Source organism: Exiguobacterium sp. s121 (genome assembly GCF_018617245.1).
Classification (GTDB): Bacteria; Bacillota; Bacilli; order Exiguobacteriales; family Exiguobacteriaceae; genus Exiguobacterium; species Exiguobacterium profundum.
In genome coordinates this window covers 315,567-337,751 of record NZ_JACSJV010000002.1, presented here as the reverse complement: position 1 = coordinate 337,751, position 22,185 = coordinate 315,567, and the positions used below count along the sequence as shown (strand labels likewise).

Genomic DNA, 22,185 nt, shown 5'->3' with positions numbered 1-22,185 from the left:
CGCCAGCGTTCGTCCTGAGCCAGGATCAAACTCTCCAAAGAATTTGATATAGCTCTTAAATTGACGAAGCTTGCGCTTCATTCAAAAATTGTAAAACTTATTTTTGCCTCATCGTTCAGTTTTCAAAGTTCGTCAGTTTAAATGGTGGGCCTAAGTGGACTCGAACCACCGACCTCACGCTTATCAGGCGTGCGCTCTAACCGGCTGAGCTATAGGCCCATAAAAAAGAATGGTGCACCCTGAGAGATTCGAACTCCCGGCCTTTAGATTCGTAGTCTAACGCTCTATCCAGCTGAGCTAAGGGTGCATATGGTGCGGTCGAGAGGACTTGAACCTCCACGGTGTTAACCACCACTAGGCCCTCAACCTAGCGCGTCTACCGATTCCGCCACGACCGCAGCGTATAAAGTTAAAAAAGAAAATGGTGAGTCATGCAGGGCTCGAACCTGCGACCCTCTGATTAAAAGTCAGATGCTCTACCAACTGAGCTAATGACTCAAATAAAAAGCTGGGCTGGAAGGGATCGAACCTTCGCATGTCGGAATCAAAATCCGATGCCTTACCACTTGGCTACAGCCCAACGTAAATGGCGGTCTTGACGGGATTCGAACCCGCGATCTCCTGCGTGACAGGCAGGCATGTTAACCCCTACACCACAAGACCAGATTACGTTTTTATTTGAAATGGTGGAGGATGACGGGATCGAACCGCCGACCCCCTGCTTGTAAGGCAGGTGCTCTCCCAGCTGAGCTAATCCTCCATATATGGTGACCCGTACGGGATTCGAACCCGTGTTACCGCCGTGAAAGGGCGGTGTCTTAACCGCTTGACCAACGGGCCAGTGTATGTGTCTTCTAAGTAATTTTAAGTGGCGGAGACGGAGGGATTCGAACCCTCGCACCGGTTTCCCAGCCTACTCCCTTAGCAGGGGAGCCCCTTATAGCCTCTTGGGTACGTCTCCAAAATAAAATGGCTCCGCAAGTAGGATTTGAACCTACGACCTACCGGTTAACAGCCGGTTGCTCTACCACTGAGCTATTGCGGAACGTTGCTTGAAATTATCGAAGTAACGATTTATATTGTAACCGCAAACCAGAAACCTGTCAATCACTTTCTTAGAAAAACGTTTATTTCGCGTGCCGTCTCTCGGCGACTTCTATAAGATATCACGGCACAAAAAGACCGTCAACACTTTTTCTAAAAAAAATCAGGTAAAATGAAAAACATTTTACCTGATACGAGTTTCTTCTTATTTAACGCTCGGTGCAAGCATCGTTAAACTAATCCGTCCACGATTCACATCGACTTGTTCAATCCACACGGTCACGATGTCACCAACCGCCACGACATCTAATGGATGCTTCACGTATCGATTCGATAATTTCGAAATGTGGACCAAACCATCCTGTTTCACCCCAATGTCAACGAACGCGCCAAAATCAATGACGTTTCGAACGGTTCCTTGGAATTCCATACCGACTTGAAGGTCTTCGAGACTCATGACGTCCGTGCGTAGTAATGGTTTCTGGATATCTTCTCGCGGGTCACGCCCTGGTTTAGCTAATGACTTCAAAATGTCTTCAACTGTCGGAAGCCCCGCCTCTAGTTCTTCACTCAAGGCTTTAGCGTCGACTTGTTGCAATCGTTCTCGAAGCGCAGCCGTACCGACCTCTGATTTTGAAGATCCGATCTCTTTTAAAATGGATAACGCGAGCGGATAGCTTTCCGGGTGAATCTCTGTCTGGTCGAGAACGTCCTTCCCGTTCATGATCCGTAAGAATCCAGCCGCCTGCTCAAACGCCTTCGCTCCAACACGAGGTACTTTCTTAATTTCCTTTCTCGTTTCAAAGCGTCCATTCTCTTCACGATATGCCACAATATTTTTCGCCGTCGTTTTATTGAGTCCTGAGACGTACGTCAATAAAGACTCGGAAGCACGGTTCACATCGATTCCGACCATGTTGACCACGCTCTCGACGACGAACTCTAAGGAGGCTTTCAGTTTATTCTGGCTGACGTCATGCTGATATTGTCCGACACCGACTGATTGGGGGTCGACTTTGACAAGTTCCGCCATCGCATCTTGAATTCGACGTGCAATCGAAACGGCTGACCGTTCCTCAACTTTCAAATCCGGGAATTCACTTCGTGCGACTTCCGATGCCGAGTAGACACTTGCCCCCGCTTCGTTCACAATCGCGTAAGCAATATCACGTTCCGCTTTCTTCAACCAGTCGGCGACGAATTGTTCCGTCTCCCGTGAGGCGGTTCCGTTTCCGACGACGATAACCGAGATTGGATATTTCTTCGCGAGTCTCGTAAGTACTTTTTCAGCGCCGGCGATATCATGTTTCGGTGCCGTCGGATAGAAGACACCGACCTCTTCGACTTTTCCGATTTCATTGACGACTGCCCATTTACAACCAGTTCGATAAGCCGGGTCGATCCCTAAGACGACGACCTCGCGAAGGGGCGGCTGCATATAGAGTTGTTTCAAGTTTTTCGAGAAGACATCGATCGCCTGCTCTTCTGCTTTTTCCGTCAACTCCCCACGAATCTCCCGTTCGATAGCCGGGAAGACCGACTTCTTGTACGCCTCCGTCACAGCCGTCTCGACAACTTCACGTTTTTCTTTCGGAAGTCGTTCATATGTACGGAGGGCTTGATCCATGAAACGCGTCTCGTCGAACACTACTTTCACTTGGAGCACGTCCGTACGTTCCCCGCGATTCAAGGCGAGTACACGGTGTGGGACAATGCCAGCGATCTTCTCTTCATATTCATAATACTGCGCAAAAATCTCTTTTTCGTCTTCCGCTTGTTTTTTCTTCTTCGAACGCAAAAGTCCTTCTTTGCGTACGCGGTCACGAAGCATCTGGCGCAGTTTCGCTTCCTCTCCCCATTCTTCACCGATGATGGCATGGACGAGCGGCAACGCTTCCTCTACCTCGACGTCTTGAGCGAGTTCTTTTACCTTGTCTGAAGAATAGGGTGATTTGTCCCGGAACCAATCCGCAAGCGGCTGCAGTCCTTTCTCGCGTCCCTGTTCTGCTTTCGTACGTCGTTTTGGACGATACGGCAAATAAATGTCTTCCACTTGTTGAAGCGTAGTCGCCGCCTCTAACGCTCTAGATAATTCAGGCGTGGATTTTTCCAACTCTTCTAATTTAGCAATGACATCCGCCTTGCGTTTTTGTAGACTCTCTTCATATTGAAGAGCATCCAAGATTCCTTTGATTTCAACTTCGTCCAAATTTCCCGTCATTTCCTTCCGATACCGGGCCATGAACGGAATCGTCGCCCCTTCAGATGCGAGCTGCTGAACCGTCTCGACTTGGTTCACTTTCAAGTTTAACGCGTTAGCCACTTTCGTAATCACTTGAATCACTTCCTTTTTTGATCTCTTTCAAAGTGTAGCAAACATTCAAACAAAAAAGCGATGACTCGATTAGTCATCGCTTGAGAATACTTCATTGAGTGGAACCTTGATGGCTTCACGCAGCTTTTCGAGTGCTCGCCGTTGCAAACGGGAGACATGCATCTGCGAGATTCCAAGAAGTTCTCCTGTTTCTTTTTGACTCATATTCTTATAGTAAGCGCATTCCAAGATGGCGCGCTCACGCTCGTTTAAGACATTGAACGCTTTCTCTAGAATGAGGCGCTGGTCGACCGATTCATACCCGCGCTCTTGGCTACCGACCAAGTCGAGTAATGTGACCGTACTACCTTCGTTATCCGCTTCGATTGAACTATCAACCGACAAGGCTTGATAACTTTTGCCCATCTCGAGCGTTTCGAGAATTTCTTCATCGGACACGCCAAGGTGGTCGGCAATCTCATCGATTCGTGGCGAACGTTGTAATTCGGTTGTCAACTCTTCGACCGTCTTTTTAATCTTTGGTCCGAGTTCTTTGATTCGACGCGGTACGTGGACACTCCACGTCTTGTCGCGAATAAATCGTTTGATTTCCCCGATGATGGTCGGGACAGCAAACGACTCGAAGCTACGACCAAATTCCGGGTCAAATCGACGAAGTGCCGCCAGTAACCCAATCATCCCAACTTGCACAAGATCGTCGTGAATCGCACGGCCACGCGAGAATTTACGCGCGAGTGCTTCAACGAGGTCAGAATAGCGGTTGATGAGGAGCATTTGCACTTCTTCGTTTTGATCGTCTTGTTGATAGCGTTCAATCCACTCTAGTACCTCGTCATCACTGTGATGGCGTTGTTGAGATTTTGCTGGCACTCTGATCCACCTCGTCCCTATTGAGGAGTTTTGTCATCGTCACTTTGACACCGCTGTCTTTATTGATCGAGACATCGTCCATTAATGCTTCGATCAAGAAGAGACCAAGTCCTCCTTCATGGAGCGATTCAATTTCGGTCGTTTCTTCGACCGGAGCGGCTTGACGCTTCACATCATCTGCGAACGTCTTGCCGGAATCCTCAATCGTGATTTCAAGACGATCTGCATAGACGCCGCAAGCGAGTTTGACCTCTCCATCTTGATGATCGTCATAAGCATGTTGGACAGCGTTGCCACATGCTTCTGAGACCGCGATTTTAATATCCTCGATCTCGTCGTACGTATATCCCATACGGTTAGCGATTCCTGAAACGACTAATCGAACCACACCGACATATTCGGGTTTGGCCGGGAACGTCATGACCGTCTGTTCAACATTGTTCATTGCGTGCCACCTCTTACGTTCGAATTAATAGAAAGAAGTTTGTGAAGACCCGTCAATTCGAATAGACGATTGACTCGGTCTGTGACTCCGACAAGTGACAACTCTTTTTCGTTACGCGTGGCAATTTTCAATGCCCCAACGAACACTCCAAGACCTGTCGAATCCATATACTCCACTTCGTCTAAATGAACGACCACATCTTGTTCACTGATGGCCGGATGCAATACTTCTTTCAATTTTGGTGCAGTATATGTATCCACTTCTCCGGATACGTAAAGGTGTAATTGTTCTCCAATGACTTGCTCGCGAATCGCTAAATCCATCGTCTATTCCCTCCTAAATGTCCGTACAGAAAAATTGAGTACGATTAACTTAAATTCCCCTCTGACAAAATCTTAAACCACTTTTTTAAAAAAAGTTTAAAAAAAGACCGATACCTATGTACCAGTCTTATCTATGTAAGGCTAGAGAGGGATCAATCCCATACTGATCTCTAGCGCTCTGTCCACTTTATGCATCGTCTCATCATCGAGATGAGTGACTTTATCCGTCAGACGACGCTTATCAATCGTTCGAATCTGTTCAAGCAAAATCACAGAGTCTCGTTCGAGTCCGTGCTTCTCTTGATATACTTCCACATGAGTCGGCAGTTTTGCTTTTTGAATCTGAGCTGTAATCGCAGCGACAATGACGGTCGGGCTAAAGCGATTGCCGATGTCGTTCTGTACGATCAGAACGGGTCGAACGCCACCTTGCTCTGAGCCGACTACGGGCGACAGATTCGCATAAAACACGTCACCACGCTTTACGATCACGCTGCTCACACCCCACTTACTTGACGTAAGAGAGCGTGTTCGGCTTCGGTTTCAATCATTAGCATCTCTTCTGCCATATTCAAGTTAAACGCGGCCATCTCTTGATAGCCTTTCGCCAATTCTTCACGCAGTGTTTGTTGTCGATCAGCAATTTCTTTAGACAAGTATGTCACTACATCGTTCAAGGACAGTGTTTCACGGTCTTTCATCGAAATCGGACCCCCTTGTTGCGAGAACCGATCTGGGACGGACGCTAGCGCACCCGCAGTTCGCTGCTTCAACATCTTACACCTCCAGAATCGTTTCATGGACTGGCGGAAATTCTCCCGCGTTCTTTATCAATATAACACGCGGGAATGGGAAAATATAGAGAAATCGAGAAAGAATTCAGATAATTTCACACGATTTATGATTCACACATAAAGACGTGGCAATCGGCTCGTGAATTGGCAAACGATCTCATAGTTGATCGTCCCAAGATATGAGGCGAGTTCATCAATGGCGACGTTTCCACCGACAAGGGTCACGTCCGTCCCGACCGGAAACTCTTTTGGAAGCCGGATCATGAAACGGTCCATACAGACGCGTCCCACGATCGGACAACGAATCCCATTGACCTCCACTTCAAACCCGCTCGTCTTTCGTAACCACCCGTCCGCATATCCGACTGGAACGGTACCAATCCATTCATCGGCTGACGTTGTATACGTCGCACCGTAACTGATGGTCTGACCTGCCTCTAGCCGCTTCACCTGCATGAGCTGACTTTTTAGCGTGAAGGCCGGGCGCAGGAACGAATAGAACGTCTCCATCTCACGTGACGGATATAACCCATAGAGCGCGATGCCGACACGAACCAGATTATAAGGAACATCTTGTCCGGCCATTCGGATTGCACCGGCCGAGTTCGACGTATGGATATAGCGGAACCGCTCGTGGAGCCCATCCATCAAACGCTCGAACCGCTCTTGCTGTGTATAATACAGATCGCTGTCGAGTTCATCCGCCGTTGCGAAGTGGGTATAGATCCCTTCCACCACAAACGAATCGGTCGCTTCTTCAAGTAAGGCATCTAACTGTTCACGGGTGCGCAACCCGAGACGCCCCATTCCGGTATCGACTTTAATATGAACCGTTAACGGCTTTTCTTCTATATAAGGAGCAGCCTCTTGTAACCATTCAGCAGAAAAAACAGACAACGTGATTTCCTGTGCTGCCGCTACTCCGGCATATTCAGGGAATTGCGCTTCCATGACGAGAATCGGTGCTTTGATTCCCGCATCGCGGAGTTCGAGCGCTTCCTCGAGTAACGCGACCCCGAGCATCGTCGCTCCGTTCTCAAGGGCAATTTTCGCCACTTCGACGGCCCCGTGTCCGTAGGCGTTCGCTTTGACGACTGCCATGAGGTCCTGCGGAATTCGTTTCGTTAATTCTTTTATATTATGGGCGATGGACGCCCGATCAATCTCGATTCGACTAGGACGAAACATGGTGTCCCTCCTCTTCTAAGATGACTTGTGCGATGGCGTATGTTTGACTATGGCTGATGCTGACATGAATCTTCCCCGTAAACGGTGCGGTCATGACAGGTCGACCCGTCTCATCCGGTAAAATTTCAATATGACGCCACGATAACCCGTGTGCGATGCCAGTCCCGATTGCCTTGGCGTAAGCTTCTTTTGCAGCAAAGCGACCCGAGACAAACTCGATTTGACGCGGGAGCGGATACTGTTGAGACAATTCATATTCCGCATCGGTGAGCAGCCGTTTTAAAAAACGTGGTTGTTTCATCGAGCGAGCCATCCGATCAAGCTCGACGATATCGACTCCAATTCCTACAATCACGGGACACTCGCTCCTTTCCTTTTCTCCCCGTTTCCTTATACAATTGAGGAAAGAGGTGATGTTATGTTTAGTCGTACGGAAAATGTTCAAACGTTTGTACGGGCATATCCACTCGTAACGCTGTTCATTGTAATCCAACTCCTTGTGTTTGTCATCGATTCTTTCGCACCTGGTTTACGAATCGTGGCGACGGGAGGGTCGTTCCATTTGGCACTCGCGGACGGACAATGGTACCGCTTGGTCACGGCCAACTTCATTCATTTGAGTCTCGGTCACTTGCTGTTCAACTCGTTCGCACTGATCATCTTCGGACCAGCGATGGAACGAATGGTCGGACACGTGAAATTTGCCTTGTTTTATGTATTCGCTGGAGCGCTCGCCAACCTGCTCACGTATTTCACTGTCAGCAACTTGTTTTATCTACAGGCCGGGGCGTCAGGCGCCATCTTGGCCATTCTCGGATTCTACGTATTCATCGGTCGTTTCCGTCGCACGTTGATGTACAGCCAAGATGCCCGCTTGGTCTACATCTTCGTCGCCATCAGTGCCGTCTTCACATTGATTGGTTCGAACGTTTCTCTTTGGGGACATGTGTACGGCTTCTTGGCAGGATTCTTACTTGCCATCCCACTCTCACGTTTCACCGTCCCGTATACGCGCCCGATGCGCTACGGGAAGTATAAGCAACGTTCGTACACGCCCCCTGTCATTCATTCCGGGGATGGAAAGTGGTTTTTCTACATCATTATCGGACTGGCCGTCTTTGGATTATTGGCAAGGTTCTTATAACAACAAAGGGTGACACGTGGCGTGTCACCCTTTGTTGTTACGTTAGCAATGTCAGCATCAGTGCTTTTTGTGCATGTAAACGATTCTCGGCTTGATCGAACACCCATGACTGCGGTCCATCGATCACCTCAGCCGTCACTTCTTCCCCGCGATGCGCCGGCAAACAGTGAAGGAAGATGGCGTCGGGGTTCGCAAGTGCCATCAACTCTTCATTCACTTGAAAACCGTTAAACTTCATCAGCCGCTCCTCTGCTTCTCCCTCCTGCCCCATGCTTGCAAAGACGTCAGTATAGACAATATCTGCCCCATTCGCAGCAAGCGATGGGTTTTCGAACAACGCGATGCTTCCTCCCGTTGATTCAGCCAACTTCTTCGCTTTCTCATAAATGCCTTGATCAACGGTGTATCCGTTTGGTGAGGCGATGCGGATATGCATCCCACTCAGTGCCCCACCGATCATAAGCGAATGTGCCATATTATTGCCGTCGCCGATATACGTCAATACTTTTCCGGCACGACTCCCGAACCGCTCTTCAATCGTCAATAAATCCGCGAGCACTTGGCACGGATGATGCAAGTCCGTCAATCCATTGATGATTGGGATTGACCCGTGTTGTGCCAACGTCTCCACCGTTTCATGCGCATACGTCCGAATCATGAGTGCGTCCACATACCGACTCATCACTTGAATCGTATCGGTCAACGGTTCACCACGCCCGATTTGCAAATCTTGACCGCTGAGAAAGAGTGGGTATCCACCTAATTCGACGACCCCGACTTCAAATGACATACGCGTCCGTGTCGATGCCTTTTCAAATAGCAACGCGACTTTCTTCCCTGTCAGCACCGTTGCATAAGATTGAGGTGAACGTTTCACTTCGTGTGCCAATTGTATCAACGAATCGAGCGTATCCGGTGTCAATTCCTCCATCGTTAAAAAATGTTGTATCGTCTTCACTGTCATTTGGCTACTCCCTCTCTCATTTGAATGGATTGCAAAGACTGAACCGGATTGCCAGTCCGTGACTGACTCATCTGATAATACTGAGCTAATTGTTTGGACGAAATGATATGCACCCCATGGCGAACGGCGATTTCACGTGTTGCTCGTTCGTCAGCCGCATCCGAGAACAATACGGCGACATCTTGAAAATCAATGACGTCTGCGAGTGGTGTATTTCCGACGTGTTCAAACCCTTTCCCGAATACGATTTGCGGACGATTCATCACCCGTGTGGTCAGCGCATCATACGTAAAGCGCTCCGGCACATATGAATGTGAACTGAATTGAAGTGTCTCGCCTGTCGAACGCATGACCGGACCTGTCATCGGGTCTACGCCTGGCAGTTTGACGTTCGAGAAGATCGGAGTCTTTACCGCATAGTTTGTCAATCTCGAGGGATGTGTCGGAACGAAATCGTTCAATGCGAGACCGTACGCCGCGTAGGTCGCCCATTCGATTAACGGCTCACCTGTCACTTTGCTGACAATCGGCACAGTCCGCGACGCACGCGGATTGATTTCAAGGACGTAGATTGTGTCTTTCTTCAACACGAACTGAATGTTCAGAGCTCCTTTATAATCGAGCGCCTGTCCGATTCGTTTCGCAATCGACTCCACTTGCTCTTGAATCGCTAGACTCGTCTCGACCGGCGGCAAGATCATCGTCGAGTCTCCGGAATGAACACCCGCTGCTTCGATTTGTTCTAGGACGACGGGCACATATACCGTTTCCCCGTCCGTCACACAATCCACTTCAAGCTCACGCCCTGCGACATATTGGTCGACTAGCGTTGGATAGGTAAGGTTCGGTAACACCTCTGCTAACTGTTCCTCTGAATGAATGAGTAACATGCCCTTTCCTCCAATCACGTAGGACGGGCGCAAGATACATGGATAGCCTAACTGTTGGATGGCTTCCTGCAACTGCGTCGGGGAAGTGACTTCTTCACCCGGGATGTGTTCGACTTCAATCGAATCAAGGAATTGATAGAAACGTTCCCGGTCTTCCATTTGGTCGATGGTGTCTGCGGATGCACCGAGCAAGTGATACCCCGCCGCTTCTAAATCATGAGCGAGTGCAATACCCGTCTGTCCACCGAACTGGATTAAGACATCGCGGCACCCTTCCGCTTCTAACACGTGCATGACATCTTCACTCGTCAGCGGTTCGACATACAGTTTGTCTGCAATCGAGAAGTCCGTCGATACGGTCTCCGGGTTGTTGTTGATCATAATCGTTTCGATGCCAAGTTTTTGAAGTGCCCAGACCGCATGAACCGAACTGTAATCGAACTCGATGCCCTGTCCGATTCGAATCGGACCTGCCCCAATGATGGCAACCTTCCGTTTTCCACTCGGCTTCACTTCGGACGTTCCGTGCCATGAACCGTAAAAATACGGGGTCTTGCTTTCGAACTCGGCTGCACACGTATCAATCATCTGATATACCGGTTGAATCGAGGCCGCCTCTCGGAACACCTTGATCTCCTCGGTTTGCATGTGCATCACGGCGGCAATTTGCGCGTCCGTGAAACCAAGTCGCTTCGCTTGAAGCAACTGGACCGGATTCGTCAAATCTTCCTTCGTCATCTGAATAAGTCGTTTTAACATGTGAATGAAGTGAGGGGTGATGCCCGTAACCTGCTGTAATGCATCGGCCGACATCAACTCACGGTCGAGCAAAGCGAGACAAGCGTGCAATCTACGATCGGTCGGCGCCTCGACTTCGCCCATCAAAACGTCGACTGTGGCTCCCTGCATCCACTTCGGATAAAGCGGTGCCTGTTCGATTCCGGCACCACGCCATGCCTTCTGTAACGCTTCTTCTAACGTTTTTCCCATCGCCATACTCTCACCGGTCGCCTTCATCTGTGGTCCGAGTGCGCGTTCTGTTTCCGCGAACAAGTCGAACGGGAAACAGGGTACTTTCGCCGTAATGTAATCAAGTGCCGGTTCAAAGCTCGCCATCGTATTCGTTGTGACTGGATTGATACAGTGATCTAACGGTTCACCTAAAGCGAGACGTGTCGCAATTTTGGCAATCGGATAGCCGGTCGCTTTTGACGCGAGTGCCGAGCTCCGAGAGACACGAGGATTGACTTCAATCACGTAGTACTCTGACTTCGTCGGATGCACCGCGAACTGAATGTTACATCCACCAATCACACCGAGTTCGGAGACGATTCGAAACGCAGCGCTCCGTAACGTCTGATGCATTTGGTCCGATAAGGTTTGGGCCGGAGCGAACACGACGGAGTCCCCCGTATGCACACCGACCGGATCGATATTTTCCATGTTGCAGACGATGATGCACGTTCCGAGCGCGTCACGCATGACCTCATATTCAAATTCTTTATAGCCAGCGATGCTCTTCTCGACCAAACATTGTGAGATCGGGCTTGCCTCAAGACCCCGACGCGCCATCGTGTACGCCTCATCCTCCGTCATCGCAATCCCACCGCCGGTCCCACCGAGCGTGAACGCCGGACGGACGATGAGCGGAACACCGGTCGTCTCAATGAAAGCTGTCAGTTCTTCAATCGTCTCAATCGTCGTCGATGTCGGGATCGGCTCGTTCAACAGCTCCATCTTTTGTTTGAACCGCTCACGGTCTTCCCCGTCACGAATCGTGTCGAGTGATGTACCGAGAAGTTCGATTCCATATTGGGTCAACACGCCAGCTTCCTCGAGATCAAGAGCCAAGTTCAACGCCGTCTGTCCCCCGACCGTCGCAAGGACGTGCGTCGGACGTTCTTTTTCAATGATCTCGGTCGCTTTTTGAACGGTCATCGCCTCAATATACGTCGCGTCCGCCATTCCTGGGTCTGTCATGATTGTGGCAGGATTGGAGTTCAATAAGACGACTTCACAACCGGCTTCACGAAGCGCCTGACACGCCTGCGTTCCGGAATAATCAAACTCTGCGGCCTGCCCAATCACGATGGGTCCCGATCCGATAACGAGTACTTTTTTATGCATACGCGTTCACTCCTTGCTGAATCATATCATCAAAACGGTCGAAGACGGACTGCGCGTCCGTTGGTCCGGGACTCGCCTCCGGATGGAACTGTGTCGTGAAAATGGATGCATTCGGATGAATCAACCCTTCCACCGAGTGATCGTTCACGTTCTCATAAAGCAGTTCAAGCGGGCTCTGTTCGATACTCATACGCGCGACCACATAACCGTGATTTTGCGACGTCATCCATACTTCGTTCGTCTTGACGTTTCGGACCGGGTGATTCGAGCCACGATGTCCGTATGTTTGCTTTTCAATCTTGCAACCGAACGCGAGCGCGAGCAGTTGATGCCCCATACAAATCCCGAGGGTCGGATACGATAACGCCAATTCCCGGATGACTTCAATCTGCCCCATGTGGTCTCGCGGGTCCCCGGGCCCGTTCGATACTAAAATCCCATCCGGTCGCAATGCCTCGACGACCTCTTTTGACGTCTGGTACGGAACACTCGTCAAACGATACCCACGTTTCACCATTTCACCAATCATCGACGCCTTCACCCCGAAGTCGAGACAGACGATATGCCCTTTCTCTCCGTTCCCTTCCTGAACGATAGACGTTGTTGTGACGCGCTCTGTTAGATGACGAACATCTGGAACTTCCAACGTTTCATGTATGTCCGCTGCCATCATTCCAAACTGATCGCCTTCATCACGCAACACATGAACGAGTGCACGCACATCGACTTGTGACAGAACCGGAATCCCTTCCTGCTCTAACCAATCCTTTAAGTCAGACTGATCCCCAGAATCGGCAAGTGATTGCACGAGGACGCCGGCCACTTGAATGTGAGCACTTTCGCTCCCGTCTGATTCCAGTCCATATTGTCCGATCAGCGGATAAGTGAACGCGATGATCTGTCCAGCATATGACGGGTCGGTCAACACTTCTTGATAGCCCGTCATCCCGGTGAAGAACACGACTTCACCACTTGCGTGTCGCGCACTCGTCTCCCATGTTCCTGTAAAGTACTTCCCGTTCATTAAGCTGATGCTTCCGTTCATACGACGCCCTCCTTCTGTAAGATTTGTTCAAGTTTCGTCAATGCTTCGTCAATCTCCGATTTCGTGACCAGTAGTGAAGGCAGGAAGCGGATGACGTGCGGCCCCGCCATGACGACCAATAAACCCGCCTCTGCCAATTCTGTGACCCAGTCTGCTACCGGTTCTGTCGAGACAAGCCCAATCATCAGCCCAAGTCCTCTCACTTCGACGAAACGTTCTCCATCCACGAAGCGACTGAGTCCTTCTTTCAAATAATCTCCCATGTCTGTGACATGCTTAAGAGACTCGGGTGTGAAGAGGACATCGAGTGTCGCTTCTGCCGCAGCCATCGCCACTGGATTTCCACCGAAGGTCGAACCGTGACTCCCAGGACCAAAGACCGTCGCCGCTTCCGCCGTCGTCAATATTGCGCCGACCGGAATGCCACTCCCCAATCCTTTCGCTAACGTGATGATATGAGGACGGAGCGGTGTTTGTTCGTATGCGAAACGTGTCCCTGTACGCGCGATGCCGGTCTGCACTTCATCGACGACGATTTTGACATCGTATTTGTCAGCTGCTTCCTGTAAGGCCTGCAACCACAGGGGATCTGCGACGACCACACCGCCTTCACCTTGTACGATCTCGAGCCAAACAGCAGATGTCTCATCATCGATCCAGTCAAGAGCCTCCATATCGTTGAACGGTGCATGAATAAAGTCACTCACCATCGGTCCAAATCCATGTTTCACCTTCTCTTGACCAGTCGCCCCGAGCATAGCGAATGTACGTCCATGAAACGACTGCGTGAATGTGATGATTTTTGTTTTCTGCGTCCACTTTCGGACTAACTTAAAGGCCGCCTCATTCGCTTCTGTCCCACTGTTACAAAAGAAGGCATGCGTCAGATGTGTTCCTTCCATCAACTTTTCAGCGACACGTTGCTGACCAGGTATCAAATAGAGGTTGGATGTATGCCACACCCGGTTCAATTGTTCTTCAATTTTCTGCTGCACGTATGGATGACGATGTCCCGTCCCACATACGGCAATGCCCATCACAAAGTCTAAGTACGTCTTTTCTGAAACATCCGTCACGTACGACCCGCTCGCCTGCGCGATCTCAATCGTTCGTTTCCCGTATGTCGGTAACAGCGAATTCATAGTTCCCCTCCCATAATTTTGTCCCTGCGAGCGTCGCGTCACGACCATCTCGGATGCGGGCACTTTTGACCCCTCCTGCCACTGCTGCCAATAGCGCCTCTACTTTCGGCACCATCCCTCCATCAATTTCTCCAGATGCGATGGCTTCTCGAATGTCCCGTTCAGTTAGCGTCGTCTGAAATTCACCGTGTATGCGAATACCGTTCACATCGGTCAATAGTTCCAATTCATCCGCTTGTAACGAAATGGCAAGTGCCACCGCACAATCATCGCCATTACAGTTCAGCGGTCCTTCCGCGCCGGCAATCACCGATGTCACAACCGGAACATGTCCGGAATCCATCAGCCGTTCGAACACGTCATTTCGAATCGAAATCACCTCACCGACTTTCCCAAGTCCATTCAGAGGTTGACCGAAAATCGCACTCCCGTCGACCCCCGATAAACCAAACGCATCGAGGTCATATCGAGCCAATGTCGACACGACGTTCGTCTGCATTTCTCCTGCCAACACACGCCAAGCACCAATCAACACCTCATCTGTCGTCACGCGACGTCCGGCCAAGAACAACGGTTCAATTTGTTGAGACATGCAATAAGCCGATAGTTTCGGCCCACCTCCATGTACGATGAGCAAATCATTTCCTTCTTCCATCCATCCTCGCCACTCTTCAAAGTACGAAGGTGTCATCGACTCCCAGACACTGCCCCCAAGTTTGATGACTTTCCGCTTCTTCATGTCCGGTAACTCGCATTGATTTTGACGTAGTCGTAGGTTAAGTCACATCCGTATGCCTGACCGAACCCTTCCCCGCCATGCAAGTCGACTGTGATGGTGACGACGTCCCGACTCATCTCTTCGGTCGCATACGCCTCATCAAACCAGACAGGCGTACTGTCCTTTAAAACAAGTTGACTCCCGATTTGAATATCAATCGCCTCCACGTTCACAGGGAACGGGACGGCGCCGATTGCGGCAATGATTCGTCCCCAGTTGGCATCCTGTCCATATACCGCTGTCTTCACCAGAGAGGACCCGACGATTTGCTTGGCAATCGTTCTGGCTTGTTGGTCGGATGTTGCGCCACTGACATTCACTTCTATGAGTTTCGTCGCTCCTTCCCCATCTTTTGCAATCGCTTTGGCAAGCTCTAAACATACATCTGTCAAAGCCTGTTGGAACGCGATGTGTGCGGAAGTCCCCTCTTTGATTTCTTCCATTTCTACTGCCCCGCTCGCCATGACGAGGACCATATCGTTTGTCGAGCTGTCCCCGTCCACCGTGATGTTATTGAACGAGGCGTCGACGCTTTTCTTTAATGTCTGCTGCAACAGTTCCGGTGCGATGACCGCATCTGTCGTCACAAACCCGAGCATCGTTGCCATATTCGGGTGAATCATCCCCGACCCTTTGGCGACGCCTGAGATCGTCACGATCGCTTCCCCTTCTTTGTAATGGACACTAGTTTGTTTCGTCCCGGTATCTGTCGTCAAAATGGCTTCAGCGAACGATTGTCCATCTTTCCATGTCTTGGACGGTTGCAGATGACCAATCCCGTTTATGAGCGGGACCATCGGAAGCGGTTGACCGATGACGCCCGTTGAAGCGATGGCCACTTCTTCCGGTTTTACACCTATATGTTTTGCCGTCATGTCGCGCATCGTGTAGGCGTCCTTTAGCCCTTGTTCACCTGTACAGGCGTTCGCGTTCCCGCTATTGATTAACACGGCTCGAAGATAGCCGTTTGTTTCGGCTAATGACGCTTTTGTCACTTGAATCGGTGCGGCTTGAAAGTGGTTTGTCGTGTAGACGGCCGCCGCGCTCGCTAGTCGTTCACAAACGAGCAGCGCCAAATCTTTCCGTTTTCGTTTTAGTCCCGCATGAATGCCGCACGCTTGAAATCCTTTCGGTGATACGATGCCCGGTTTTTGGGTCGCCATGATGTCGATCATGCTTCATCCTCCTAAATGTATTGTGGTTGATTCAATAGTCCGAGCGTCTCATCGAATCCGAATCGAACGTTCGCATTTTGAAGGGCTTGCCCGGCCGCCCCTTTTTGCATATTGTCGATGACCGATACGATAGTCAGTCGATGCGTCCGTTCTTCTTTGTACACCCAGAGGTCGCAGTAATTCGAACCGACCGCCGATTTGATTTCCGGCTCTCCCTGCTGCACTCGAATGAACGGTTCATCCATATATGCGGCTTGAAGACGCTTCACCCATTCATCCTCTGACACGTCATCGTTCGGTAGAACCGTGATTGTCGCCATGATCCCGCGATTAATCGGCAGCAAGTGGGTCGACATCGAGACTGTCGCTTCTGCGCCACCCATGTGGTACAAGGTCTGTTCGATTTCAGGGATGTGCTGATGCGAATGAATCTTATATAACTGCACATTCTCATTCGATTTGGCATGATGGGTCTTCTCACTCAATCCTTTGCCAGCGCCCGTGATGCCGGAGCAGGCCGAAACCACGATGTGTGCCGGGTCGATCCAATCGTGCTGAACGAACGGCAATAACGCGAGTGAGACAGCGGTCGCATAACAACCTGGATTTGAAATCCATTTTGCTCCCGTCAGCAACTCTCGATTCCACTCGGTCAATCCATAGACAGCTTCTCGTTGAATCGATTCGGTAACAGGCGGCTTCCCGTACCACGTTTCGTATGCATCAGACGGTAATCGCAAGTCCCCACTCAAATCGATGACCACTCCAGGAAAAGATGCTAACTGTCGAATATAGTCAGCAGACACGCCGCTCGGAGTCGCAAGGAATACCACATCAATCCCAGCTAGGGCGTCTGCTTGAAACGGTTCAAGTATTTTTGGATCCGCTTGTAACCACGGATATAGTTCCGACAAGGTCATCCCGGCGCTCGAGTCGCTGATTGCTTTTTCTAAACGGATAGTCGGATGTTGCTCGATCAGTTTTAACAATTCCAAACCGGCATAACCTGTTACGCCGACGATGCCACACGTAATCATCTCTCTACCTCCTCAGAAGAATAAAATGATTGAACCATATGCATATTTATTCTGTCAATTGCATTTTTATTCATACGTGATAGAACGTTCCCTTTTTTATTGGTGTATGAGGGTTTTGGTAAATAAAAAAAGTCCGATGCGCATGCACCGGACCTGTGATTAGATTTGATTTTTATGACGAGCCTCTTGAAGCGCATCGACTAAGTCTTTCACGTCTTCGACGAGGTTTTGAATCGTATCTTGGTTTTCTTCGTAAAGCGATTTCCATTCCATGACACGATCTTTCAAGTTGCCTTTCGATGACGCTTGTAGACCGACCGCATGTGCCTCAGTCGACGTGTTCGATGATTTCAACTTCGACTTGATGCCTTTCAGTTGTCTCACTTGTTGATCGCGCGTTTCGCTATGGAGAAGTGATGCTGCTGCGCCGATTACCGCACCCGCAGCCATCCCCAACCAGAAATAATTCTTGTTCATAAAAATCCTCCCCTAACATGACGTTATCTTTTATTATAGATTATCTGACTCACTGACGACATAGTGTTTTATGACGGGACCTGCACCGCGCTGTTCGACCGCTCGCTTCAAGCGGTCTTCAAGGATTGCATAGTCCGCCGTATCACGAAAGTGTTTCCCACCAGACGTGAACTGAATAAAGACGACGGCATGATTATCATCCGGGTCGACACCTAATCGGTATGCCGAAAACCCATCATGACTGACACCGAGTGGCGCCTTTTCCGTCAACAAGTGGTGAAACAACAGGGAGCGGGCATTCTCATCTGCCGGAACGTTCGCGTATAAAATGTTCCCTTTTTTCACAAATTCGCCCGACGCCTCTTCAATTTCAAACACTTTACCGCTCTTGAACGGAGACTTCTCTCCTTCTGCGAGCAAAATCGTTTCGTGTCCATTCGCCGCGATGACGCCTGGCTCCTTTCGAAGACGCTCCGCCACGCTGCCTGACGCAAAAGTCATATAGAGCTTAGACAAGTTCCTCACACCCTTTCGCGAGTGTGATGTCTTTCTCCGTAATGCCCCCTTCGTCATGGGTCGATACGGTCAATGTCACGTTCCGATATTCAATCAAGATGTTCGGATGATGATCGAGCGATTCAGCCAAATCTGCTACAAGATGCACGAACTGAATGGCCTCCGGAAATGTTTCCAGCCGATACGTCTTTTGAATCTCCCCGTTCACTTCTTCCCAACCGTTCAACCGTGACAGTTCCTCTGTCAATTCACTTTGCGATAATACCATCGTCACAATCCCCTTTCCCTATACAGTCTACTGTCTTAATCTACCCAAACCGAAGAAAAATAATCTTCCGTGCATGATGTATAATGAATTAGAATGAGATGGATAGCCATCATTTTCATTACGAGAGAGGAGCATCTCCCATGCGCGCATTGATTGTTATTGATTATACATTTGATTTTATCGCAGACAGTGGTCGTTTGACTTGTGGGAAACCCGGGCAAGAGATTGAAGAACGGATCGTCGAATTGATCGGGACATTCGCAACGGATGACTATGTCGTCATCGCGAACGACGTCCATGATGCAGGTGACACGTTCCACCCTGAAACGACGTTGTTCCCGCCGCACAATATCCGCGGGACAGAGGGCCGTGAGTTGTACGGTTCTGTGAAGGAAGCTGCGAAACAGGCAGACCACTGGATTGATAAGACACGTTATAGTGCCTTTGCCGGAACTGACCTTGACCTGCGTCTTCGGGAACGCGGAATCACAGAAGTTCATCTCGTCGGTGTCTGCACGGATATTTGTGTACTCCATACAGCCGTAGATGCCTACAACCTCGGTTATCAAATCGTCGTCCATGCCGATGCCGTTCAAAGCTTCAACCCGGTCGGCCATGAATGGGCGCTCGAACATTTCGTCACAACACTCGGTGCGACAGTCGTCGGAAAGTGACGTAAAACAGAAAGGAAATCATATGTTACATCGTAATTTAGCCCTTCACACAGATCTTTATCTTCCACGTTGGATGTATATTTACTGGAAGCAAGGTCGCCATAATGAAAAGGTCGTCTTCGACCTTTACTATCGCTCGAATCCATTTAGTGGTGGTTATGTCGTCTTCGCCGGACTCGAGAATATCGTTCACTACTTAGAGAACGTCTCCTTTACGGAGGCGGACATCACCTATTTGAAAGAGCAACTCGGATTCGAAGATGAATTCGAAGACGTCTTACGGAACTTTAAGTTCACTGGTTCACTATATAGTGTTCGCGAAGGAGAAGTCATCTTCCCACATGAACAAGTCGTTCGGATTGAATCGACCATCTTTGAAGCGAAACTGTTCCAAACGGCGCTACTCAATATCGCGAACCATGAATCACTCATCGCCACGAAGTATGCCCGGATTCGTCAGGCTGCTCCGAACGAGACACTCCTTGAAGGAGGAGCTCGTCGCGCGCAAGGTGTCGATGCGGCTTACTACGGAACACGTGCGGCTTACATCGCTGGTTTTGATGTGACAAGTCTCGTGTCAGCCGGTCGTGACTTTGATGTCCCGACAGGAGGAACGATGGAGCATGCTGATATTCAGTTCCATGATGATGAATTGAGCGCATTCCGTTCATTCGCTGAAATGTATCCGGACAACACGAGCCTTCTCATCGACACGTATGACACACTCAAGTCTGGTCTGCCGAATGCGATTACGGTCGCAAAAGAACTCGAGGCGAAGGGCCATCGTCTCAAGTCAGTACGACTCGACTCTGGAGACCTCGCCTACTTGTCGAAGCGTGCCCGGAAAGCGTTGAATGAAGCAGGGCTCGACTACGTCAAAATCGTCGTCTCTGGGGATTTGGATGAGTATGTCATCCAGGACTTACGGATGCAAGGCGCAGAGGCCGATACGTTCCTCGTTGGGACACGTGGCATCACGGCTTACGAGCAGCCGGCACTCGGTATGGTCTATAAACTCGTCGCGCGTGAGGATGAATCCGGGGAATTAAAACCGGTCATCAAAGTATCTTCTTCTAAGGTGAAGACGACGACTCCTCACAAGAAAGAGTTGTATCGCATCATCGACAACGAAACGAAAAAGTTCAAAGGCGACTATATCGCCCTCGCCGATGAACCGGTCGAATCTTACACCGAGATCGACTTGATTGACGTCCGTGACCCGGCCTTCAAGATCAAGACACGTAACTTCAACGTGAAACGCTTGTTGCAACCAATCTTCCTTGATGGGAAACGCGTATACGACCTTCCAAGCACAAGTGAGATTCGTGCATATCATCACGAGCAGATGAACGGATTGTGGGAAGAGTACAAGCGTCTCCGTTTACCGGAAGTGTATTCGGTGACGTTCAGCAAGCCACTATGGGATTTAAAACTCGATATGATTCGCAAAACGCGGGTACCAAAATAAAAAAACGGCTGTGGGTGCATACCCACAGCCGTTTTTTTATACCATCGTCATCTCGCCTGCTTGGCTTTGATCTTCTTTTCTCCGAAAGTAAAGCGCCATCGACAAAGAGAGCAATATCAAGACAAAATAGACGGTCCGTTGCCAAAACGTCGCTTCGGTGTCTCCTTGGAACAACGCAATGATATAATCGCTCCCACTGACTAAAAACAATCCGGCAAGCAAGAGAAAGATCCGATAGCCGGCCCGACTCCGCTCCCGTTTCACTTTGAAGAAAAGGACACCATAATAGACGATTGCGAGAATCGTCACATACCCGATTACGCCAACAACCCAACTCATCTTGATGCCTCCCTCACTCTCTATTTTTCTGTTTCTTCCCCGTTATCTTAACACATTCTATTCCTCAGACTGTGTTAAGATGGTCTAAAGAAAACGCGGAAAGGAACGATCCTATGAAAACGTTTCGCCTCGTCCAAGTCCGACTCGTTCAAGACGAATACGGCAATGAACTGAATTTACCGATCGATTTACTCGATGGGTTAATCATCTCGAAGGAGCACGATTCAGAATGGCTCCTCGAAATGCTCGTGCCGACCGAGTCGGCTGTCACGCTCCATCATTACTTAAACAAACGCATCCTCATCCTCGCTGAAGCCGTCATCACGTCGCCAACGAACGCCCCGGCTGCACTCGCTTTGACGTTCACGAGCGAGCGGGCCTTGAACGACCATCATACGTTCGTCGCTGAAGGACTCATGTTGATGCCGAAACAAGACGCGACGAAGCAAGTACTCGATTCGTTGATTCAAGATGGCGTCGCCACTTCGAATTTAAAGCCCGCCTTCTTCGAGAAAAAAGTCGAAATGCAACAATCGTTCAGTCGCTCCGCTTTCAATCAATTGGTCAAAACCGGGTCATTCGAATAATCGGATGACCTGTTTTTCTTTCCCCAAAACCATTCACCTTTCAAACTAAAAAGACGGTGAAACATCTCCGCCTCACACGTAGATAAAGAATAGGATGATCATCATCGTCATCCCGATCACTTTTAAGAGCGTGCTGCCGAGAAAGGCGAGAACGGTGCCGACGCCGATGCTCCACGCTTCACGTGTCGTCTTCCCGAGTGTCAACTCCGCCAAGAAAGCGAAGATGAACGGGAAAATCAAAACCCCGACGAGCGGGAAAATAAACGGTCCCGCAATCAAGCCGATTGTCGCACCCCATTTCGCTCGCTCCGAACCGCCCCGTTTATCCACCGTAGCCCGGGTGACGACATAGTCGACGCCGAATAAGAAGACGAGGAAGACCGATTGCCATACCCAGAATGTCCAGGTCAATGGTTCAAACGAAAAACCGAATCCATAAATCATGTATCCGATGAACAAGAACAAGACACTCGGGATGACTGGATAGATGAGTCCTGCAAAAGCGACCACAAATGATGCGATAATGAATACCCATAGTAAGGTCGTCATGACATT

At 49.7% G+C, this 22,185-nt stretch carries 24 protein-coding genes and 10 tRNA genes; 4 read left to right on the top strand and 30 right to left on the bottom strand.

Annotation, left to right across the window (positions count from 1 at the left end; translation table 11 throughout):
• Nucleotides 1-142: 142 nt before the first annotated feature.
• From KOG47_RS12180 to acpS, 18 genes are all read right to left on the bottom strand, one after another.
• A tRNA-Ile gene (locus KOG47_RS12180) sits at nt 143-219 on the bottom strand.
• 11 nt (nt 220-230) lie between these two features.
• Nucleotides 231-307 (bottom strand) — tRNA-Arg (locus tag KOG47_RS12175).
• 3 nt (nt 308-310) lie between these two features.
• Nucleotides 311-398: transfer RNA gene (locus KOG47_RS12170), tRNA-Leu, on the bottom strand.
• A 24-nt stretch (nt 399-422) separates the two neighbouring features.
• Nucleotides 423-498: transfer RNA gene (locus tag KOG47_RS12165), tRNA-Lys, on the bottom strand.
• A 10-nt stretch (nt 499-508) separates the two neighbouring features.
• Nucleotides 509-580 (bottom strand) — tRNA-Gln (locus KOG47_RS12160).
• A gap of 7 nt (nt 581-587) precedes the next feature.
• Nucleotides 588-663, bottom strand: a tRNA-Asp gene (locus KOG47_RS12155).
• 21 nt (nt 664-684) lie between these two features.
• Nucleotides 685-760: transfer RNA gene (locus tag KOG47_RS12150), tRNA-Val, on the bottom strand.
• A 5-nt stretch (nt 761-765) separates the two neighbouring features.
• Nucleotides 766-840, bottom strand: a tRNA-Glu gene (locus KOG47_RS12145).
• Nucleotides 841-869: 29 nt separating this feature from the next.
• A tRNA-Ser gene (locus KOG47_RS12140) sits at nt 870-961 on the bottom strand.
• A gap of 9 nt (nt 962-970) precedes the next feature.
• Nucleotides 971-1,045, bottom strand: a tRNA-Asn gene (locus KOG47_RS12135).
• A gap of 204 nt (nt 1,046-1,249) precedes the next feature.
• Nucleotides 1,250-3,379 (bottom strand): Tex family protein, encoded by a 2,130-nt coding sequence (locus KOG47_RS12130; protein WP_215244306.1) that lies wholly within the window; start codon nt 3,377-3,379, stop codon nt 1,250-1,252.
• Between the two features lie 69 nt (nt 3,380-3,448).
• Nucleotides 3,449-4,249, bottom strand: a complete 801-nt coding sequence (sigB, locus tag KOG47_RS12125) for an RNA polymerase sigma factor SigB (RefSeq protein ID WP_015880560.1) — start codon at nt 4,247-4,249, stop codon at nt 3,449-3,451.
• Nucleotides 4,215-4,694: an anti-sigma B factor RsbW gene (gene rsbW / locus KOG47_RS12120; protein WP_074034849.1), complete on the bottom strand. Its 480-nt coding sequence runs from the start codon at nt 4,692-4,694 to the stop codon at nt 4,215-4,217. Before rsbW ends, sigB begins: the two co-directional genes overlap by 35 nt.
• Nucleotides 4,691-5,017 (bottom strand): STAS domain-containing protein, encoded by a 327-nt coding sequence (locus KOG47_RS12115; RefSeq protein WP_015880558.1) that lies wholly within the window; start codon nt 5,015-5,017, stop codon nt 4,691-4,693. The genes rsbW and KOG47_RS12115 overlap by 4 nt, the downstream gene beginning before the upstream one ends.
• A 141-nt stretch (nt 5,018-5,158) precedes the next feature.
• On the bottom strand, nt 5,159-5,509 hold the full coding sequence (locus KOG47_RS12110) for a type II toxin-antitoxin system PemK/MazF family toxin (RefSeq protein WP_026824472.1): 351 nt from the start codon (nt 5,507-5,509) through the stop codon (nt 5,159-5,161).
• A gap of 5 nt (nt 5,510-5,514) precedes the next feature.
• Nucleotides 5,515-5,793 carry a hypothetical protein gene (locus tag KOG47_RS12105; RefSeq protein WP_074034853.1) on the bottom strand — a complete coding sequence of 93 codons (279 nt, stop codon included), beginning with the start codon at nt 5,791-5,793 and terminating at the stop codon, nt 5,515-5,517.
• Between the two features lie 129 nt (nt 5,794-5,922).
• Nucleotides 5,923-6,999: an alanine racemase gene (gene alr, locus KOG47_RS12100; RefSeq protein WP_215244305.1), complete on the bottom strand. Its 1,077-nt coding sequence runs from the start codon at nt 6,997-6,999 to the stop codon at nt 5,923-5,925.
• Entirely contained in the window at nt 6,986-7,354 is a 369-nt protein-coding gene (gene acpS / locus KOG47_RS12095; RefSeq protein WP_074034857.1) for a holo-ACP synthase, read from the bottom strand. Before acpS ends, alr begins: the two co-directional genes overlap by 14 nt.
• A 63-nt stretch (nt 7,355-7,417) precedes the next feature.
• Between acpS and KOG47_RS12090 the strand changes: the two genes are divergently transcribed.
• Entirely contained in the window at nt 7,418-8,143 is a 726-nt protein-coding gene (locus KOG47_RS12090) for a rhomboid family intramembrane serine protease (protein WP_074034859.1), read from the top strand.
• Nucleotides 8,144-8,180: 37 nt separating this feature from the next.
• Here the strand turns inward: KOG47_RS12090 and argF are convergent, their stop codons facing one another.
• The 10 genes from argF to KOG47_RS12040 form a co-directional block, all read right to left on the bottom strand.
• Entirely contained in the window at nt 8,181-9,107 is a 927-nt protein-coding gene (gene argF / locus KOG47_RS12085; protein ID WP_215244304.1) for an ornithine carbamoyltransferase, read from the bottom strand.
• A complete protein-coding gene (gene carB / locus KOG47_RS12080) occupies nt 9,104-12,124 on the bottom strand; it encodes a carbamoyl-phosphate synthase (glutamine-hydrolyzing) large subunit (RefSeq protein ID WP_215244303.1) in 3,021 nt (1,006 codons plus the stop codon). Before carB ends, argF begins: the two co-directional genes overlap by 4 nt.
• Nucleotides 12,117-13,169, bottom strand: a complete 1,053-nt coding sequence (locus tag KOG47_RS12075; protein WP_215244302.1) for a carbamoyl phosphate synthase small subunit — start codon at nt 13,167-13,169, stop codon at nt 12,117-12,119. Before KOG47_RS12075 ends, carB begins: the two co-directional genes overlap by 8 nt.
• Nucleotides 13,166-14,311, bottom strand: coding sequence for an acetylornithine transaminase (locus KOG47_RS12070; RefSeq protein ID WP_215244301.1), 1,146 nt, complete (start codon nt 14,309-14,311; stop codon nt 13,166-13,168). The genes KOG47_RS12075 and KOG47_RS12070 overlap by 4 nt, the downstream gene beginning before the upstream one ends.
• Entirely contained in the window at nt 14,271-15,050 is a 780-nt protein-coding gene (gene argB / locus KOG47_RS12065) for an acetylglutamate kinase (protein WP_215244300.1), read from the bottom strand. Before argB ends, KOG47_RS12070 begins: the two co-directional genes overlap by 41 nt.
• Nucleotides 15,047-16,264 carry a bifunctional glutamate N-acetyltransferase/amino-acid acetyltransferase ArgJ gene (gene argJ, locus KOG47_RS12060; RefSeq protein WP_215244299.1) on the bottom strand — a complete coding sequence of 406 codons (1,218 nt, stop codon included), beginning with the start codon at nt 16,262-16,264 and terminating at the stop codon, nt 15,047-15,049. Before argJ ends, argB begins: the two co-directional genes overlap by 4 nt.
• Nucleotides 16,265-16,275: 11 nt before the next feature.
• Nucleotides 16,276-17,301, bottom strand: a complete 1,026-nt coding sequence (argC, locus tag KOG47_RS12055) for an N-acetyl-gamma-glutamyl-phosphate reductase (protein ID WP_214691295.1) — start codon at nt 17,299-17,301, stop codon at nt 16,276-16,278.
• A gap of 159 nt (nt 17,302-17,460) precedes the next feature.
• A complete protein-coding gene (locus tag KOG47_RS12050; protein ID WP_015880545.1) occupies nt 17,461-17,778 on the bottom strand; it encodes a hypothetical protein in 318 nt (105 codons plus the stop codon).
• Between the two features lie 33 nt (nt 17,779-17,811).
• Nucleotides 17,812-18,294 (bottom strand): hypothetical protein, encoded by a 483-nt coding sequence (locus KOG47_RS12045; protein ID WP_230235411.1) that lies wholly within the window; start codon nt 18,292-18,294, stop codon nt 17,812-17,814.
• Entirely contained in the window at nt 18,287-18,562 is a 276-nt protein-coding gene (locus tag KOG47_RS12040; RefSeq protein WP_078146155.1) for a 4a-hydroxytetrahydrobiopterin dehydratase, read from the bottom strand. Before KOG47_RS12040 ends, KOG47_RS12045 begins: the two co-directional genes overlap by 8 nt.
• A gap of 140 nt (nt 18,563-18,702) precedes the next feature.
• Between KOG47_RS12040 and KOG47_RS12035 the strand changes: the two genes are divergently transcribed.
• The gene (locus KOG47_RS12035; RefSeq protein ID WP_074034877.1) at nt 18,703-19,236 is read left to right on the top strand and encodes a cysteine hydrolase family protein; all 534 of its coding nucleotides are present in this window, start codon (nt 18,703-18,705) and stop codon (nt 19,234-19,236) included.
• Between the two features lie 22 nt (nt 19,237-19,258).
• Nucleotides 19,259-20,704 carry a nicotinate phosphoribosyltransferase gene (locus KOG47_RS12030; RefSeq protein ID WP_078146154.1) on the top strand — a complete coding sequence of 482 codons (1,446 nt, stop codon included), beginning with the start codon at nt 19,259-19,261 and terminating at the stop codon, nt 20,702-20,704.
• A 36-nt stretch (nt 20,705-20,740) separates the two neighbouring features.
• On the opposite strand, the gene KOG47_RS12025 is transcribed toward KOG47_RS12030, so the two are convergent.
• Nucleotides 20,741-21,043 (bottom strand): 7TM diverse intracellular signaling domain-containing protein, encoded by a 303-nt coding sequence (locus tag KOG47_RS12025; RefSeq protein WP_031424443.1) that lies wholly within the window; start codon nt 21,041-21,043, stop codon nt 20,741-20,743.
• A gap of 113 nt (nt 21,044-21,156) precedes the next feature.
• Between KOG47_RS12025 and KOG47_RS12020 the strand changes: the two genes are divergently transcribed.
• Nucleotides 21,157-21,630: a YwpF-like family protein gene (locus KOG47_RS12020; RefSeq protein WP_031424441.1), complete on the top strand. Its 474-nt coding sequence runs from the start codon at nt 21,157-21,159 to the stop codon at nt 21,628-21,630.
• A 72-nt stretch (nt 21,631-21,702) separates the two neighbouring features.
• Here the strand turns inward: KOG47_RS12020 and KOG47_RS12015 are convergent, their stop codons facing one another.
• The gene (locus tag KOG47_RS12015; RefSeq protein WP_031424439.1) at nt 21,703-22,179 is read right to left on the bottom strand and encodes a DUF456 domain-containing protein; all 477 of its coding nucleotides are present in this window, start codon (nt 22,177-22,179) and stop codon (nt 21,703-21,705) included.
• Between the last annotated feature and the right edge of the window lie 6 nt (nt 22,180-22,185).

What these genes read in the sequence shown, in the direction of transcription:
- rsbW (WP_074034849.1), bottom strand. Translation starts at nt 4,694, where the DNA reads ATGAACAATGTTGAACAGACGGTCATGACGTTCCCGGCCAAACCCGAA.
- KOG47_RS12115 (WP_015880558.1), bottom strand. Translation starts at nt 5,017, where the DNA reads ATGGATTTAGCGATTCGCGAGCAAGTCATTGGAGAACAATTACACCTT.
- KOG47_RS12105 (WP_074034853.1), bottom strand. Translation starts at nt 5,793, where the DNA reads ATGTTGAAGCAGCGAACTGCGGGTGCGCTAGCGTCCGTCCCAGATCGG.
- alr (WP_215244305.1), bottom strand. Translation starts at nt 6,999, where the DNA reads ATGTTTCGTCCTAGTCGAATCGAGATTGATCGGGCGTCCATCGCCCAT.
- KOG47_RS12090 (WP_074034859.1), top strand. Translation starts at nt 7,418, where the DNA reads ATGTTTAGTCGTACGGAAAATGTTCAAACGTTTGTACGGGCATATCCA.
- argF (WP_215244304.1), bottom strand. Translation starts at nt 9,107, where the DNA reads ATGACAGTGAAGACGATACAACATTTTTTAACGATGGAGGAATTGACA.
- carB (WP_215244303.1), bottom strand. Translation starts at nt 12,124, where the DNA reads ATGCATAAAAAAGTACTCGTTATCGGATCGGGACCCATCGTGATTGGG.
- KOG47_RS12075 (WP_215244302.1), bottom strand. Translation starts at nt 13,169, where the DNA reads ATGAACGGAAGCATCAGCTTAATGAACGGGAAGTACTTTACAGGAACA.
- KOG47_RS12070 (WP_215244301.1), bottom strand. Translation starts at nt 14,311, where the DNA reads ATGAATTCGCTGTTACCGACATACGGGAAACGAACGATTGAGATCGCG.
- argB (WP_215244300.1), bottom strand. Translation starts at nt 15,050, where the DNA reads ATGAAGAAGCGGAAAGTCATCAAACTTGGGGGCAGTGTCTGGGAGTCG.
- argJ (WP_215244299.1), bottom strand. Translation starts at nt 16,264, where the DNA reads ATGATCGACATCATGGCGACCCAAAAACCGGGCATCGTATCACCGAAA.
- argC (WP_214691295.1), bottom strand. Translation starts at nt 17,301, where the DNA reads ATGATTACGTGTGGCATCGTCGGCGTAACAGGTTATGCCGGTTTGGAA.
- KOG47_RS12050 (WP_015880545.1), bottom strand. Translation starts at nt 17,778, where the DNA reads ATGAACAAGAATTATTTCTGGTTGGGGATGGCTGCGGGTGCGGTAATC.
- KOG47_RS12040 (WP_078146155.1), bottom strand. Translation starts at nt 18,562, where the DNA reads ATGGTATTATCGCAAAGTGAATTGACAGAGGAACTGTCACGGTTGAAC.
- KOG47_RS12035 (WP_074034877.1), top strand. Translation starts at nt 18,703, where the DNA reads ATGCGCGCATTGATTGTTATTGATTATACATTTGATTTTATCGCAGAC.
- KOG47_RS12030 (WP_078146154.1), top strand. Translation starts at nt 19,259, where the DNA reads ATGTTACATCGTAATTTAGCCCTTCACACAGATCTTTATCTTCCACGT.
- KOG47_RS12025 (WP_031424443.1), bottom strand. Translation starts at nt 21,043, where the DNA reads ATGAGTTGGGTTGTTGGCGTAATCGGGTATGTGACGATTCTCGCAATC.
- KOG47_RS12020 (WP_031424441.1), top strand. Translation starts at nt 21,157, where the DNA reads ATGAAAACGTTTCGCCTCGTCCAAGTCCGACTCGTTCAAGACGAATAC.
- KOG47_RS12015 (WP_031424439.1), bottom strand. Translation starts at nt 22,179, where the DNA reads ATGACGACCTTACTATGGGTATTCATTATCGCATCATTTGTGGTCGCT.